This window comes from Pseudomonas sp. S11P7, from assembly GCF_023195435.1.
GTDB lineage: Bacteria > Pseudomonadota > Gammaproteobacteria > Pseudomonadales > Pseudomonadaceae > Aquipseudomonas > Aquipseudomonas fluorescens_G.
In genome coordinates, this window is sequence record NZ_JALPKS020000002.1 from 6063243 (window position 1) to 6077017 (window position 13775).

Annotated in this window: 12 protein-coding genes; 4 read left to right on the forward strand and 8 right to left on the reverse strand. The window is 59.9% G+C overall.

What is annotated here, in order from left to right:
- Positions 1–88 precede the first annotated feature (88 nt).
- The 3 genes from M0746_RS27760 to M0746_RS27770 all read right to left on the reverse strand — a co-directional run bounded on the left by M0746_RS27760 (position 89) and on the right by M0746_RS27770 (position 2151).
- A complete protein-coding gene (locus M0746_RS27760; RefSeq protein WP_258451310.1) occupies positions 89–451 on the reverse strand; it encodes a DUF6124 family protein in 363 nt (120 codons plus the stop codon).
- A 369-nt stretch (positions 452–820) separates the two neighbouring features.
- Complete coding sequence (locus tag M0746_RS27765) at positions 821–1231, reverse strand: hypothetical protein (protein ID WP_258451311.1); 411 nt, start codon at positions 1229–1231, stop codon at positions 821–823.
- Between the two features lie 251 nt (positions 1232–1482).
- Positions 1483–2151 (reverse strand): polysaccharide lyase family 7 protein, encoded by a 669-nt coding sequence (locus M0746_RS27770; protein WP_090287046.1) that lies wholly within the window; start codon positions 2149–2151, stop codon positions 1483–1485.
- Between the two features lie 311 nt (positions 2152–2462).
- On the opposite strand from M0746_RS27770, the gene M0746_RS27775 reads away from it, so the two are divergent.
- The 3 genes from M0746_RS27775 to M0746_RS27785 are packed head-to-tail and all read left to right on the forward strand — an operon-like array spanning position 2463 to position 5444.
- Positions 2463–4586 carry a putative bifunctional diguanylate cyclase/phosphodiesterase gene (locus M0746_RS27775; RefSeq protein WP_208939449.1) on the forward strand — a complete coding sequence of 708 codons (2124 nt, stop codon included), beginning with the start codon at positions 2463–2465 and terminating at the stop codon, positions 4584–4586.
- 45 nt (positions 4587–4631) lie between these two features.
- Positions 4632–5126: a M48 metallopeptidase family protein gene (locus M0746_RS27780; RefSeq protein WP_258451312.1), complete on the forward strand. Its 495-nt coding sequence runs from the start codon at positions 4632–4634 to the stop codon at positions 5124–5126.
- Positions 5127–5147: 21 nt separating this feature from the next.
- Positions 5148–5444 carry a winged helix-turn-helix domain-containing protein gene (locus M0746_RS27785; RefSeq protein ID WP_258451313.1) on the forward strand — a complete coding sequence of 99 codons (297 nt, stop codon included), beginning with the start codon at positions 5148–5150 and terminating at the stop codon, positions 5442–5444.
- A gap of 123 nt (positions 5445–5567) precedes the next feature.
- Here the strand turns inward: M0746_RS27785 and M0746_RS27790 are convergent, their stop codons facing one another.
- Complete coding sequence (locus tag M0746_RS27790) at positions 5568–6020, reverse strand: GNAT family N-acetyltransferase (protein ID WP_258451314.1); 453 nt, start codon at positions 6018–6020, stop codon at positions 5568–5570.
- A 253-nt stretch (positions 6021–6273) separates the two neighbouring features.
- Between M0746_RS27790 and M0746_RS27795 the strand changes: the two genes are divergently transcribed.
- Complete coding sequence (locus M0746_RS27795; RefSeq protein ID WP_258451315.1) at positions 6274–7011, forward strand: substrate-binding periplasmic protein; 738 nt, start codon at positions 6274–6276, stop codon at positions 7009–7011.
- 78 nt (positions 7012–7089) lie between these two features.
- Here M0746_RS27795 and yccS read toward each other — a convergent pair whose 3' ends face one another.
- From yccS to mdtD, 4 genes are all read right to left on the reverse strand, one after another.
- A complete protein-coding gene (yccS, locus tag M0746_RS27800; RefSeq protein ID WP_258451316.1) occupies positions 7090–9264 on the reverse strand; it encodes a YccS family putative transporter in 2175 nt (724 codons plus the stop codon).
- A 263-nt stretch (positions 9265–9527) separates the two neighbouring features.
- Positions 9528–10706 (reverse strand): NAD(P)/FAD-dependent oxidoreductase, encoded by a 1179-nt coding sequence (locus M0746_RS27805; protein WP_258451317.1) that lies wholly within the window; start codon positions 10704–10706, stop codon positions 9528–9530.
- Positions 10707–10852: 146 nt separating this feature from the next.
- Positions 10853–12238, reverse strand: coding sequence for an ATP-dependent RNA helicase DbpA (dbpA, locus tag M0746_RS27810; RefSeq protein ID WP_090287027.1), 1386 nt, complete (start codon positions 12236–12238; stop codon positions 10853–10855).
- Positions 12239–12318: 80 nt separating this feature from the next.
- A complete protein-coding gene (gene mdtD / locus M0746_RS27815; protein ID WP_258451318.1) occupies positions 12319–13746 on the reverse strand; it encodes a multidrug transporter subunit MdtD in 1428 nt (475 codons plus the stop codon).
- Positions 13747–13775: the final 29 nt, after the last annotated feature.

Sequence of the window (13775 nt, forward strand, 5' to 3'; positions counted from 1 at the left end):
ATCACATTGTGGTCTGAATGTACCGTATACAGAACATTAAAGCCCTTTGCGAGAGAAACCCGCCATGAGGCGGGTTTTTGCGCGGTTTTTATTCTTTAAGCTCAACATGATCCAGCGCCTGATTTACCGCCAACTCACCCAGCATGACAACTTGCGCAATACCCAGCGCAGTCTTGCGGTGCGAGGTGTCGAGCGTGGCGGCGAAGTTGCTGAGCATTTCGTTGGCCGACCCCAGGGTTTCGCTGGCGTTGGCCAGCAGCGACTCGGTGTTGTACTTCGGGTTGGCGAGGTACATGGCCTCAGGTTCGTGGGCGCACGTCATGATGTGTGCGGCGGGGCTGAGGTAGTGGTCGAGGGCGCGTTCGGCGGCGTCGTTGAGTTTTTTTGAGTCGAGGGAGTCGTACGGGGATGCCGGGTCGGTGACTGGCGGATGTGGTGTTGATTTGATCATGTGCTCGAAACCTGATTGGAGTGCCTCCGCTCTGGCTACTAATCAAAGTGGAGGCAACTGTACGCAGGTTAGTAGACCGGGGTTTCGAGCAAGCCGGCGCACCCGAAGGTGCCCTGCGCACAGTTACCATCAAGCGCAGGTATGGAATACCTGACCGACAGATGCTGATGCACAAAGCTTGAAACCACGGGCTACTAAACCCGATCACTGGAAATCAGTGACGCGAGTCAAGTTACCGATGGCCCGCCAGGCGCACAAGCCGGCGGATTCTGGCGCAGTGGTAGGCAACGGCGCAAGGTGTTGTAGGCATCAGGACGTAACTGCTGACAGATCTAAACAGCGCTGTTTAAAGGGTGGATTTAAAACAGGTCAACCGAGCATCCAGCGCTTCAACTGAACGAATAATCCACCGTCAAGCGGTGCCTCCGCACTTGAATGAGCGCAGTGAGTTGACTGGGGAGGAGCCATCTCTTTCAAGTGATAACCGGTCAGGGTATGGCGCCCGCCTCCCGTGGCATGAGCGCGGATGGCGCTGAGTGTCGGGTAACCTCTCAAACAGTCCATTTCTCCTTGCCAGCTGTCTCTTGCATCGGCGATGTCGGTCATGAACCAAACGTCGGTATAGGTACTGTCTCGGTGGTAATAAGACCCGGCAATCGGGTAGCTCTGAGCGTTATCTTTCAGCGTGCCCCACAACTGACCGTTGTTTGCGTTTGCATGGGTAATGTCTATGCAAAAGCTGTTGTCGTCGTTGCAGAAGTTTCCGAGTGGACCTGGCATGGGCGACTTCTTGGCGGATTGATGTGTGAACCAACGTTATCGGGGTTGGTTAACAGGGCCAACTGTCAGGTCTGACAGGTTTTTATACCTTTTTGGATGTTGATACGTTTTTTAAGTCCGTTTTGAGTGCTGCAGAGATGGGCGCTGAAGCCTTCAGAAGCTGCCGAAGGCTGCGACCTTTGATTTTGTCTTTTTAGAATCAAAAGGATCGAAAGATCGCAGCTTCGGCGGCTCCTACCGTGGGGATTGGGTTATTTGTCGTGATCGATGTCGAGTTTGGAGAAGGTCACCTGCCCACCCTCACTCGTATACCCCGTGTTGTCCTGCACATAAACCCCAGCCTTGAAGTACAACGGCTTGTCGCGCCACGTCGCGCTGATCTGTGAGTCCCACTGATAACCCGCCGCGCTCACACCCAGCGCGCCGCCGGGGCTGAGGTGGATGAGGTAGTTGAATTCGCGGTCGAGCTTGATTCCGGTGGCGAGGGTGATAACACGACTTTCCGCGTCATCGGGACGCATGCGCACTTTGATCACGAGATTGCCGGTTTCGGTTTTGGTCTTGTACTGATACTCGAGTTTGACCATTGGCCGCTGGCTTTCGTACGCGTGAATCTGGCCGATGACGATCTTGCCGGAGCTCGGCACCTTATTCACGGTGAGGGTTGCGCGCAGCAGGTTGTCGGCGTCCGGGTAGTACCAGTTGCGCAGGGTGCCGTTGCTGAAGGTTTCACGCAGTTCGGTGCGCGGGTAGATGGCGTTTTCGGTTTTCGAGCCGGTCACCGGTGACCAGAAAAACAGGGTGCCGGTGTCGGAATGGAAGTACTGATCCTTGAAGCCATCCACCAGTTTCGAGGTTTCGACGGTGTACGGCGGGCTGCCAACAGGAACGCTGAGGTTCCAGGTTGCGAGATCGATCATGACGGTTCTTCCACTCAATTCATCCGGAACGTCGGTGCCAGAAGCTCTAGCCCGCGCGTTTTCGGGCGTCTTTATAAGCGTAGCGGCGATTTTTGTTAATGCCCGTCCGGCGATTACTTGACGTCAAAGTCCTGTCGAAATGCCATCTGGCCCGGTTTTCGGGGGCTGTAGCGGTGACCGTTAGTCGGCTGGGTTGAGCATTGTTTAGATGATGGCGGGATGACAGCTTCTGCTTTCACCGATCCGCGTCTAGAGTGAAGGCTCAGTACGTCTACGTTTTTGCCGGCAACGGTCCCGAAAAGAGAAGCAGCATGGAATGCGCGCAACCCCAGCCAGGTGAAGGCAGCTCTGTCCTTTTGATCGTCGATGATTACCCTGAGAACCTGATCAGCATGCGCGCGTTGCTGCAGCGCCAGGATTGGCACGTGATCACCGCCGCCTCCGGTTTCGAGGCGCTGAATATTCTGCTCGAGCAGGACGTCGATCTGGTGCTGCTGGATGTGCAGATGCCGGGCATGGACGGCTTCGAAGTGGCGCGGCTTATGCGTGGAAGTCAGCGCACACGGCTGACGCCGATCATTTTCCTTACCGCCAATGAGCAATCCCAGGACGCCGTGATCAAGGGCTACGCCAGTGGCGCGGTGGATTATCTGTTCAAGCCTTTCGACCCGCAGATCCTCAAGCCCAAAGTGCAGGCGTTGCTGGAGCACCAGCGCAACCGCCGTGCGTTGCAGCGGCTGAGTCATGACCTGGAATTGGCCCGAGCCTTCAACGCCTCGGTGCTGGACAACGCGGCCGAGGGCATTCTGGTGCTCGGCGAGGACGGTTTGATCCGCTTTGCCAACCCGGCGATTTCGCGCTTGCTCAACGCGCCGGTGAAGGAGCTGGAGGGCAAGGAATTTCTCGATTATTTGCAGAAACCGCACATTCCGCTGTGGGCCGATTCCGAGTTCTATGCCGGCTATAAACGTGGGGAGACCTTGAGGCTGCACGACGCCTTGCTGCGCACGGCACCCGGCCAGCAAGTGCCGGTTGCGTTATCCTGCGCCGCGCTGCCGACCGAGCAGCATGCGATGGTGGTGACCGTGCTCGACATGTCGGTGGTGCGGCACCTGCATCAGCAGCTGGAATTTCAGGCCGTGACTGATCCGCTGACCGGTCTGCTCAACCGCCGCGGTTTTTACCAAACCGTGGAAAACCTGCTGTTGCGCGGCGAGCGCAGCGACAGCAGTTGGGTGCTGCTGTATCTGGACCTCGACGGCTTCAAACGGGTCAACGACTCCCTTGGCCACGATGCTGGCGACCGGGTGTTGCGCTGGGTTTCCGAGCAATTGAAAGCCTGCCTGCGGCCGTTCGACATTCTGGCGCGCATGGGTGGCGATGAATTTACCGCGCTGCTCGATCTGGAGTTTCCCGAGCAAGCGGCGAAGATTGCGGAAAAACTCATCGAACGCGTATCGATCTGTCAGCAGATCGAAGGGCTGGACATCGTTCTGGGCGCCAGCATCGGCATTGCCACCTATCCGGATTGCGGGGCGAACCTCGACGGCTTGCTGCGCGCTTCCGATATTGCGATGTACGAAGCCAAGCGCGCCGGGCGTCAGCAATATCGTTTCTATGATCATGAAATGAACGGCCGCGCGCGTTCGCGGCTGATGCTCGAAGAAAGCGTACGCGCTGCGATCGAGAATCGTGATTTCAACCTGGTCTACCAGCCACAAGTGGCGATCGGCAGTGGCCAGATCCGCGGTTTTGAGGCACTGCTGCGCTGGCAGCACCCAAGCGTGGGCGACGTGCCGCCGGGGCTGTTTCTGCCGTTGCTGGAGGAGGCGCGGTTGATCAGTCGCCTCGGCAGCTGGATTTATCATCGCGGCGCCGGTCAGCGTAAAGCCTGGGAAAGCCTGTTCGCCGATGATCTGGTGCTGGGTGTGAGTTTGAGCAACACCCAGTTCAGCCTGCCGAATCTGGTCACCGAGTTACGCCAGGTCATGGAGCGCCACGCCTTGCAGCCGCAGCAGCTGGAGGTCGAGGTCACCGAAGAAGCCCTGATGCAGAACCCCGACGAAACCCGCAAACAGTTGCGCTTGCTGCGTAACCTCGGCGTGCGCGTGGCGCTGGATGACTTCGGTTCCGGGCCGTGCTCGTTGGCGCATTTGCGTGATCTGGAGCTGGATACGCTCAAGCTTGATCGTCATTTGATCGCTCGTTTGCCTGATTCGCCCCGCGACGCCTCGCTGGTCAGTACGGTGATCAGTCTGTGCAAGCAATACGGTTTGCTGGTGATCGCCGAAGGGGTGGAAACCGTCGAGCAATACCAGTGGTTGCAAGCCCATGGCTGCGAGTATGTGCAGGGCTTCCTGGTGGCGCGGCCGTTGATCGCCGAGGATGCGGCCAGTTTCGCCGAGCCGTTTGACTGGGGCGCGCTGCCCGTTTGAATTCGCTACACTGGCGCACCTTTTTGCCAACCGTGCTGCCCGTTCATGACTGCGTTGAAATACCTCCAGGCCTATCCTGAACGTTTGCAGGATCAGGTGCGCCAGTTGATCGCCGAAGGGCGGTTGGGCGAATACCTCGATCAACGCTATTCGGGGCGGCATGGCGTGCAGAGCGACAAGGCGTTGTACAGCTATGCGCTGGAGCTCAAGCAGGAATACCTGCGCAATGCGCCGGCCATCGACAAGGTGCTGTTTGACAACCGCCTCGACCTTACCCACCGCGCGCTCGGCCTGCACAGCACGGTGTCGCGGGTGCAGGGCAGCAAGCTCAAGGCCAAGAAAGAGATTCGCATCGCCTCGTTGTTCAAGGACGCCGCGCCGGACTTTCTGAAAATGATCGTCGTGCACGAACTGGCGCACTTCAAGGAGTCGGACCACAACAAGGCGTTTTATAAATTGTGCGAGCACATGCTGCCGGGGTATCACCAGGTCGAGTTCGACCTGCGCGTGTACCTGACCTGGCGCGACATGCAGGCTTGATCAGCTATCAGGAAGAGGTGGATGGACGTCAGCAAGACCAAAAGCAGTTTCTACCGCCGCCTGTTTGTGGCGTACCTGATCGACAGCGGCCTGGCGCCGAGCGTGCCGGCACTGACCGAAGTGACCGGCATGCCCCGTCGTACAGCGCAGGATACGATCGCGGCGCTGGCGGATCTGGATATCATCTGCGAATTCGAGCAGGAAGAGGGCGCGCGCAATCACGCCGGGCGCTATCGGATTCGCGATTGGGGAGCGATTGATCGAGGCTGGATCCAGCGCAATCTGCGCCAGATCAAGATTGTACTGGAGTATCCCTGAATCCTGAGTGGATTGGGCTGGCGCCATCGCTGGCAAGCCAGCTCCCACAGGTTTTTCTGGTGTTCACACAAGTTGTGAACGACGCAATTCCTTGTGGGAGCTGGCTTGCCAGCGATGGGGCCTTCAGGCGCGACGCATGCCGATATGTGGAATGTCATCCTCAAGATATTCCTCACCCGCCACAACAAACCCGTACTTGCCGTAATACCCCTGCAAATGCGCCTGCGCCGACAGGTAGATTGGCACCTGCGGCCAATGCTTCTCGGCCTGTTTCAGCGCCTGCTCCATCATCTTGTGCCCCAGCCCTTTGCCGCGACCGGCCGGTGCTGTCACCACGCGACCGATCACCACGTCACCGCCCTGAGACTGCGGATCCAGCAAGCGCAGGTAGGCGACCAGTTGGTCGTTCTCCCAGCCCATCAGGTGATGGGTGTCGCCGTCGAGGTCCTGGCCGTCGAGATCGGGATAGGCGCATTTCTGTTCGACGACGAAGACTTCCGAGCGCAGTTTCAGAAGCGCGTACAGCTGTTCCTTGCCCAGATCGCTGTGATGTTTGCAGATCCACTCGATTGTCATTTGCCGATTCCTTGTTCGTGTCGCCCGATACTAAGCGCACGCGACACAGATGTCTTTATGGCGTAAGCGTCTGTGATAAAGGTCAAAATGCCATCATTCCTTTCGCGCAGCCGTGCCGACTTTGTGTAATCTGCTCAAGAGCGCTGTGCACGGGTTGTAATGAGCTAATGTTAGTGCCTGGGTTTTGCCGGTAGAGGGTCTTGGTTTTTTGACGTGAAGACGTCGGGCAGTTGCCCGCTGAGGATGTTCAAGCATGCCGCGATTGCTTCAAGCCATGGCTTTGACCGGACTGCTGTTGCTGGGCCAGGATGCGACAGCGCAGAAGCTGCGACTGGTATTCGATCATTGGCCACCCTTTACCGACGACACGCTGGTCAATGGTGGCCTCGCCACCGATATCGTCAGCACTGCGCTGGCCCGGGCCGGTTACGCCAGCGGTTATGAACAGGTGCCATGGGCGCGGGCCCTGCTCGGCATCGACGAAGGCCGTTACGACGTGCTGGTCAACGCCTGGTACAACGAAGACCGCACCCGCTACGGGCAATTCTCCGGCGAATACCTGACCAACCGGATTCGCTTCCTCAAGCGCAAAGACGCGCCGATCGATTACAGCAATTTGCAAGAGCTGCACACCTATCCGATTGCGGTGGTGCGCGGCTACGCCTATTCGGCGGTGTTCGATGCCGACACGGCGATGCAGAAAGTCCCGGTGCATAACTTCGCCATGGGCGTGCGCATGCTCGCGGCGGATCGGGTCAAGTTGACCCTGGAAGACGAATACGTGGCCAAGTATTACCTGGCGCGCGAGTCAGCCAAGGTGCGCAATTCAGTGGAATTCCTGCCCAAGCCGCTGAGCGAGAACAGCCTGCATATTTTGGTCAGCCTGAAGAATCCTCAGCATGATCAGATTATTGCGGGGTTCGATAAGGCGATTGCAGCAATGAAGGCGGATGGCAGTTATGAAAAGCTGCTGCGCGCGCATGGGATGTAAACGGCAGCTTCAAGTTTCGAGCCTCAAGCTGCAAGCTAAAAGCGGACAGGCTTGTAGCTTGTAGCTTGAGGCTTGCGGCTAAACCTCCTTGATCAGGTGCGCCGCGAGCGTGCGCAACGGCCCCAACTGCCGGCAGATCAACGCCAGCTGCGTCTGCACCAGACGCTGGCCTTCATCGATCTCATCAGGCATTTGCTCCAGCTCATTGGCCAGCGCTTCTTCCTCGTCGCTCTGAATCGCAATCGGCTGTTTGCTCGCCAGCCCCTGGGCGATTTCGTCGATGCTCGCCGCCAGCTTCACCCCGGCGCCATCGATCAGATGCTCGCGCACGTCCGCTGGCAATTGCGTCTCGCGGTGTGCGCCCAGCCCTGACAGGTAACTCAGCAAGGTGTGCGAGAGCACCAGAAAGCGGAAGCCGACGTCCGCTTCCTTACGGAAATGCCCCGGCTCCATCAGCATATTCGCCAGCGTTGTCGACAGGGCCGCATCGGCGTTGTGCGCGTTGCGGCGGGCCAGGCGATAGGCGAGGTCGTCGCTCTTGCCGGCGGCGTATTGCTGCATGATCTGGCGCAGATAGATGCTGTTGCAGGTCAGCGTGTTGGCCAGCACTTTGTTCAGGCGTCGGCCCTGCCAGTCCGGCAGGAACAGGAACACCGCCAGCCCGGCGATCAGGCTGCCAAGCAAGGTATCGAACAGGCGCGGCAGGAACAGCCCGTAGCCATCGCCAACCTGGTTGAAGCAGAACAGCACCATGATGGTGATCGCTGCGGTCGCCAGGGTGTAGCGCGTGGTGCGGTTGGTAAAGAACACCACCCCGGCGGCGATGGCGAAACACGACTGCACCAGCGGATTGGGGAACAGGTCGAACAGCGCCCACGCCACCGTCAAGCCGATCGCTGTGCCGAAAATCCGCTGACCGAGTTTGCGCCGCGTCGCGCCGTAGTTCGGCTGGCAGACGAACAGCGTGGTGAGGATGATCCAGTAACCTTGCGACGGGTGAATCAAGTGCACCATGCCGTAACCAATACTCAGCGCCAGTGGCAGGCGCAGGGCATGGCGGAACAGCAACGAGGTCGGCGTCAGCTGGGTGCGCAGACGAATCCACACGTCTTTGAGATTGCGCGGCGAGCGGTCGAGCAGGCTGCTGTCGGTCGCATCGGCCAAGGCATCGGGGTTGCTCGCATCGCTGAGCAAACGGTCGAGGGTGCCAAGGTTGGCCGCCAGTGCGCGCAACGAGCGGAGCAAACCGCGCCATGCCGGATTGCTCTGGATGCGCAGGTGTTCGAGGGAGGCGTGCAGGTCGCCCAGGGCTTCGGCGAAACTCGCGTCATAAACGAAGGGCTGGCGCATCTGGATCGATTCGGCCAGCGCGCGGCAGGCCTTGCCTTGCTGGCGCAACAGACGCTGACAGCGGAACAGCACGTCACTGTGAAAGAACGCCTCGGCGAGGGCGTTGTACGGATAGTGCGAAGAGCTGGCGCGTTCGTGGATGTCTTGAGCAAGGAAGTACAGCTTCAGGTAACGGCTGACTTTCGACCCGGGGCGACCGTTGCCGACCCGATGCAGAATGATTTCCTTGGCGGTGTTGAGCGCGGCAACCACGCGGCCATTCTGCTGCGCCAGTTCCAGACGCCGGGCTTCGACGTCCATCTGCCGGATCGGCTCAAACAGCGACGACTTCAGCTTCAGATAAAAACCCAGCTCACGAAACAGCCGCGCCAGACTCTGCTGCACTGGCTGGTTGGAGAACAGCGCCTGCCACAGCACCGAGAGCAAGCCGTACCACGCCGCACCAGCGACCAGCAGCATTGGCTCATGCCAGAAATCGGTAACCGCGCCGCCACGCTGATCGACGCCGATCATCGTATACACGGAAAGAATCAGCGTAGCCGAGGCAATCGCCCCATAACGCTCGCCGAGTGCACCGAGCATGGTCAGGCCAAAACTGGCCAGCGCCAGGGCCACGGCGAAAATGATCGGGTAGGGGAACAGCAATTCCACCGACAGCGCGGCGATGCTGAAACACACCAGCGTTACTGCGAGGGCATTAAGGCGGCCCTGCCAACTGTCGTCGGTTTCCGCCAGGGCGCTGGCGATGATGCCGAGGAACAACGGGATCAGCAGGCCCATTTCATCCTGATACCAGCACAGCGCCATGCTGCCGGTCAGGGCGATAAACACCCGCACGCTATAGCTGAATTTATCCAGCGCCCACAGGCGCCGCAAAGACTGACGAAACGAGGTCGAGGACATGAAGTGCGAAGGCCTTCCGAGGCGATGCCGCTAAATTGAGCCAGTAATGACGCCGACGCAATGGCGCCGAGCACATCTGACAGCAAAAAGTGTTCCTTTGAGATCTTGTGCCGAACTAAATCTCGAATGGCGTACATATCCCTGTGGGAGCTGGCTTGCCAGCGATGGCGGTCTGACATTCAACATTGATGTTGGATGTACCGGCCTCATCGCTGGCAAGCCAGCTCCCACAGAGATTGCATTTCACATTCGAGAGAATGGGATCAGACGTACTGCGCAGCCGCGTAGCCGGACGCCCACGCCCACTGAAAGTTGAACCCGCCCAGATGCCCGGTGACGTCGAGCACTTCGCCGATGAAATACAGGCCGGGGCTTTTCAGCGATTCCATGGTCTTCGACGAAACTTCGCGAGTATCCACGCCACCCAGCGTCACCTCGGCCGTGCGATAGCCTTCGGTGCCCGCCGGCACGACTTTCCAGCTGCCCAGCTTGTCGGCGATCTCGGCCAGTTCGGCGTGGGTGTACTGTTTCATCGGTTTGGAGATGAACCAGTTATCCGCGAGCAGGTTGGCCATCTTCTTGGTGAAGATTTCACCCAGCAGGGTTTTCAATTCGCTGTTTGGCCGTTCGGCCACTTGCTGCTGCAGCCAGCTCGCCGCGTCGTGATCCGGCAGCAGATTGATTTCCACCGTGTCGCCGGATTCCCAGAATGAGGAAATCTGCAGAATCGCCGGGCCGCTGAGGCCACGGTGGGTGAACAGGATGTTTTCGCGAAAGCTCTGCTCGTTGCAGCTGACCAGACAATCCACCGACGTGCCGGACAGCTCGGTGCACAGTTCCTTGAGCTGGTCGGTGATGGTGAACGGCACCAACCCCGCACGGGTCGGCAGCAGTTCATGGCCGAACTGTTTCGCTACCTGATAGCCGAAACCGGTGGCGCCCAGCGTCGGGATCGACAAGCCGCCGGTGGCGATCACCAGCGACTGGCACTGCACCTGGCCCAGCGTGGTGTCGAGCAGGTAACCGCTGTCGACTTTCTCGATGGTCTGGATCGAGGTGTCGAGGTGCAACTCGACGCCAGCTTGATCGCACTCGTCGAGGAGCATCTCGAGGATGTCGCTGGATTTGTTATCGCAGAACAGCTGACCGAGTTTTTTCTCGTGGTACGGCACGCCGTGCTTGCCGACCATGCCGATGAAATCCCACTGGGTGTAACGCGCCAGTGCCGATTTGCAGAAATGCGGATTCTGCGAAAGGAAATTGCCCGGCTCGGTGTACATATTGGTGAAGTTGCAGCGGCCACCGCCCGACATGAGGATTTTCTTGCCGGCCTTGTTCGCGTGATCGAGCAGCAACACCTGACGCCCGCGCCCGGCGGCGGTCAGTGCACACATCAACCCAGCGGCGCCAGCGCCAATGATCACGACTTCGGTAGAGCGCAAAACGGTGTCCTCACACAAATGATCGTTCCCACGCTCTGCGTGGGAATGCCGCCATGGACGCTCTGCGTCCGCTTTCAAGACGTGACGCGGAGCGTCACAGGATGCATTCCCACGCGGAGCGTGGGAACGATCAATCTACGCAGTCCTCAGAGGATGCGTACGCGCAACGAGCGGCCCTTGATCTTGCCGTCGTTCAGACGCTGCAAGGCCTGCATGGCCACGGTGCGTTCCACGGCCACATACGCCTGGAAATCGAAGATCGCAATCTTGCCCACCTGCGCACCGGGAATACCGGCTTCGCCCGTCAACGCGCCAAGAATGTCGCCCGGGCGCACTTTGTCTTTGCGCCCGGCGCCGATGCACAGAGTGGTCATCGGCGGTTGCAGCGGTGCCAGACCCTGGGACTTGAGGTTGTCGATCTGGTCCCAGTTCAGCGGCGATTTCTGCAGTTGTTCGATGGCTTGCGCGCGGTGCGCTTCGCCCGGTGCGACGAGGCTGATGGCAATGCCTTTTTCGCCCGCACGACCGGTACGGCCAACCCGGTGAATGTGGATTTCCGAATCACGGGCCAGCTCGACGTTGATCACCATGTCCAGCGCATCGATGTCCAGACCACGGGCGGCAACGTCGGTAGCAACCAGCACCGAGGTGCTGCGGTTGGCGAACATTGCCAGCACCTGATCGCGATCACGCTGTTCCAGATCGCCGTGCAGACCGACTGCGGAAATGCCTTTGGCGGTCAGGTGATCGACGGTTTCCTGCACCTGCTGCTTGGTGAAGCAGAACGCCACGCACGAGGCCGGACGGAAGTGGTGGAGGACTTTGGTCACTGCGCTCATGCGATCTTCCGGGGAGATCTCGTAGAAGCGCTGCTCGATCTGGGTGTCATCGTGGAACGCTTCGGCTTTCACCGTTTGCGGGTCACGCATGAATTTCGACGCCAGTTGCTTGATGCCCACCGGGTACGTGGCCGAGAACAGCAGAGTCTGACGGCGCTCCGGGGTCTTGACGATGATGTCTTCGATGGCGTCGTAAAAACCCATGTCGAGCATGCGGTCGGCTTCGTCGAGGATCAGCGTGTTCAGGCCATCGAGCACCAGCGAACCCTTGCGCAGGTGCTGCTGAATGCGCCCCGGGGTGCCGACGATGATGTGCGCGCCGTGCTCCAGCGAAGCGATCTGCGGGCCGAACGACACGCCGCCGCACAGGGTCAGGACCTTGATGTTGTCTTCGGCGCGGGCCAGACGGCGCACTTCCTTGGCAACCTGGTCGGCCAGTTCACGCGTCGGGCAGATCACCAGCGCCTGGCAGCCGAAGTAGCGCGGGTTGATCGGATTGAGCAGGCCGATGCCGAACGCGGCGGTCTTGCCGCTGCCGGTCTTGGCCTGGGCGATCAGGTCCATCCCCTTGAGGATCACCGGCAAGCTCTGCGCCTGGATCGGCGTCATCTGGGCATAACCGAGTGATTCGAGGTTAGCCAGCATGGCGGCGGACAGGGGCAGAGTATTAAAAGCGGTGGCGATGGTGGTCACGGGACGGGCCTGCAAAACAAAATGTCGCGCAGTGTAGCAGCCCCGTGCCACTTTCTTCGAAAGTTCTGGACGAACAGCGATCAATGTTCGATGTGTTGTTCCGGACGTTTGGGCCGGCGCCCGTCTTCCTTCGACAGCTGCGAGAAAATCGTCGCCGCCAGCATCGCCATGACCCCAACCGTGACGAAGGTCAGCTGGAACGCGCCGAGCACGGTGTCCACGCCGTCGTTGCCGATCTGCGCGGTAAACCCGCCGAGCAGCGCACCGGCACAGGCCACGCCCAGGCTCAGCGACAACTGCGCAACCACCGACAACAGGCTGTTGCCGCTGCTGGCGCTGGCGTCGTCGAGGTCGATCAGCGTCACCGTGTTCATCGCCGTGAACTGCAACGAGTTGATCGCGCCGAGCACCGCCAGCAGGCACAGCAGCAGCCAGTACGGCGTCTGCTCGCTGAACAGCGCCATGCTCGCCAGCATGATCCCCAGCGCCAGGGTGTTGCCAGTCAGGACGATGCGATAACCGAGGCGTTCGATCAGCGGCCGCGCCACCCACTTGGCGACCATCGCCGCCGCGGCCAGCGGCAGCATGCTCATCCCCGCTTGCGACGGCGAATAACCCAGCGCCACTTGCAGCAGCAACGGCACCAGAAACGGCAGGGCGCCGCTGCCCAGACGGGCGAACAGATTGCCGAGAATGCCGACGGCAAAGGTGCGGGTCTTGAACAGCGACGGTGCGAACAAGGGGTTGTCGATGTGCCCGGCGCGCAACCAGTACGCCGCCAGACAGGCCATGCCGGCGAACAACAGCAACATCACCCGCAGGTGCGGCAGGTGCAATTCACCGAGACCTTCCATGGCGATGGTGATAAGGATCATCGCCGCGCCGAACAGCAAAAACCCCAGGCTGTCGAAGCGCGTACGCTCGCTGCCGCGCAGATCGGGGATGAACTTCCACACCGCGTAGCAACCGATCAACCCGACCGGCAGGTTGATCAGGAAGATCCAGTGCCACGTCAGGTACTCGACCATCCAGCCGCCCATGGTCGGGCCGATCAAGGGGCCGAGCAATCCGGGAATGGTGATGAAGCCCATGATCCGCACCAGCTCCGAGCGGGGGTAGGCGCGCAGCACCACCAGCCGCCCGACCGGCAGCATCAGCGCACCGCCGAGGCCTTGAATCACCCGTGCGCCGATCAGCATGCTCAGGCTGCTGGACAAGGCGCAGAGCAACGAGCCGAAGCTGAACAGCAAAATCGCGCCAAAGAAAATTTTCTTGGTGCCGAAACGGTCGGCGATCCACCCCGAAGCCGGAATCAGCAAGGCCACGGTGAGCATGTAGGCAATGATCACGCCCTGCATGCGCAACGGGTCTTCGGCCAGGTCGCGGGCCATTGCCGGCAGGGCGGTGTTGAGGATGGTCCCGTCGAGGGACTGCATGAAAAACGCAATGGCGACGACCCACGGCAACCAGCGGGCGGTGATGGCGTCGAGAGGCGGGCGGTTGGGCATGGAACCTCGTGTGGTCAGTGCATATTCAA

Bases quoted from the DNA above. Each gene is read 5' to 3' on its own strand.
- M0746_RS27760 (WP_258451310.1), bottom strand. From the start codon at position 451: ATGATCAAATCAACACCACATCCGCCAGTCACCGACCCGGCATCCCCG.
- M0746_RS27765 (WP_258451311.1), bottom strand. From the start codon at position 1,231: ATGCCAGGTCCACTCGGAAACTTCTGCAACGACGACAACAGCTTTTGC.
- M0746_RS27770 (WP_090287046.1), bottom strand. From the start codon at position 2,151: ATGATCGATCTCGCAACCTGGAACCTCAGCGTTCCTGTTGGCAGCCCG.
- M0746_RS27775 (WP_208939449.1), top strand. From the start codon at position 2,463: ATGGAATGCGCGCAACCCCAGCCAGGTGAAGGCAGCTCTGTCCTTTTG.
- M0746_RS27780 (WP_258451312.1), top strand. From the start codon at position 4,632: ATGACTGCGTTGAAATACCTCCAGGCCTATCCTGAACGTTTGCAGGAT.
- M0746_RS27785 (WP_258451313.1), top strand. From the start codon at position 5,148: ATGGACGTCAGCAAGACCAAAAGCAGTTTCTACCGCCGCCTGTTTGTG.
- M0746_RS27790 (WP_258451314.1), bottom strand. From the start codon at position 6,020: ATGACAATCGAGTGGATCTGCAAACATCACAGCGATCTGGGCAAGGAA.
- M0746_RS27795 (WP_258451315.1), top strand. From the start codon at position 6,274: ATGCCGCGATTGCTTCAAGCCATGGCTTTGACCGGACTGCTGTTGCTG.
- yccS (WP_258451316.1), bottom strand. From the start codon at position 9,264: ATGTCCTCGACCTCGTTTCGTCAGTCTTTGCGGCGCCTGTGGGCGCTG.
- mdtD (WP_258451318.1), bottom strand. From the start codon at position 13,746: ATGCCCAACCGCCCGCCTCTCGACGCCATCACCGCCCGCTGGTTGCCG.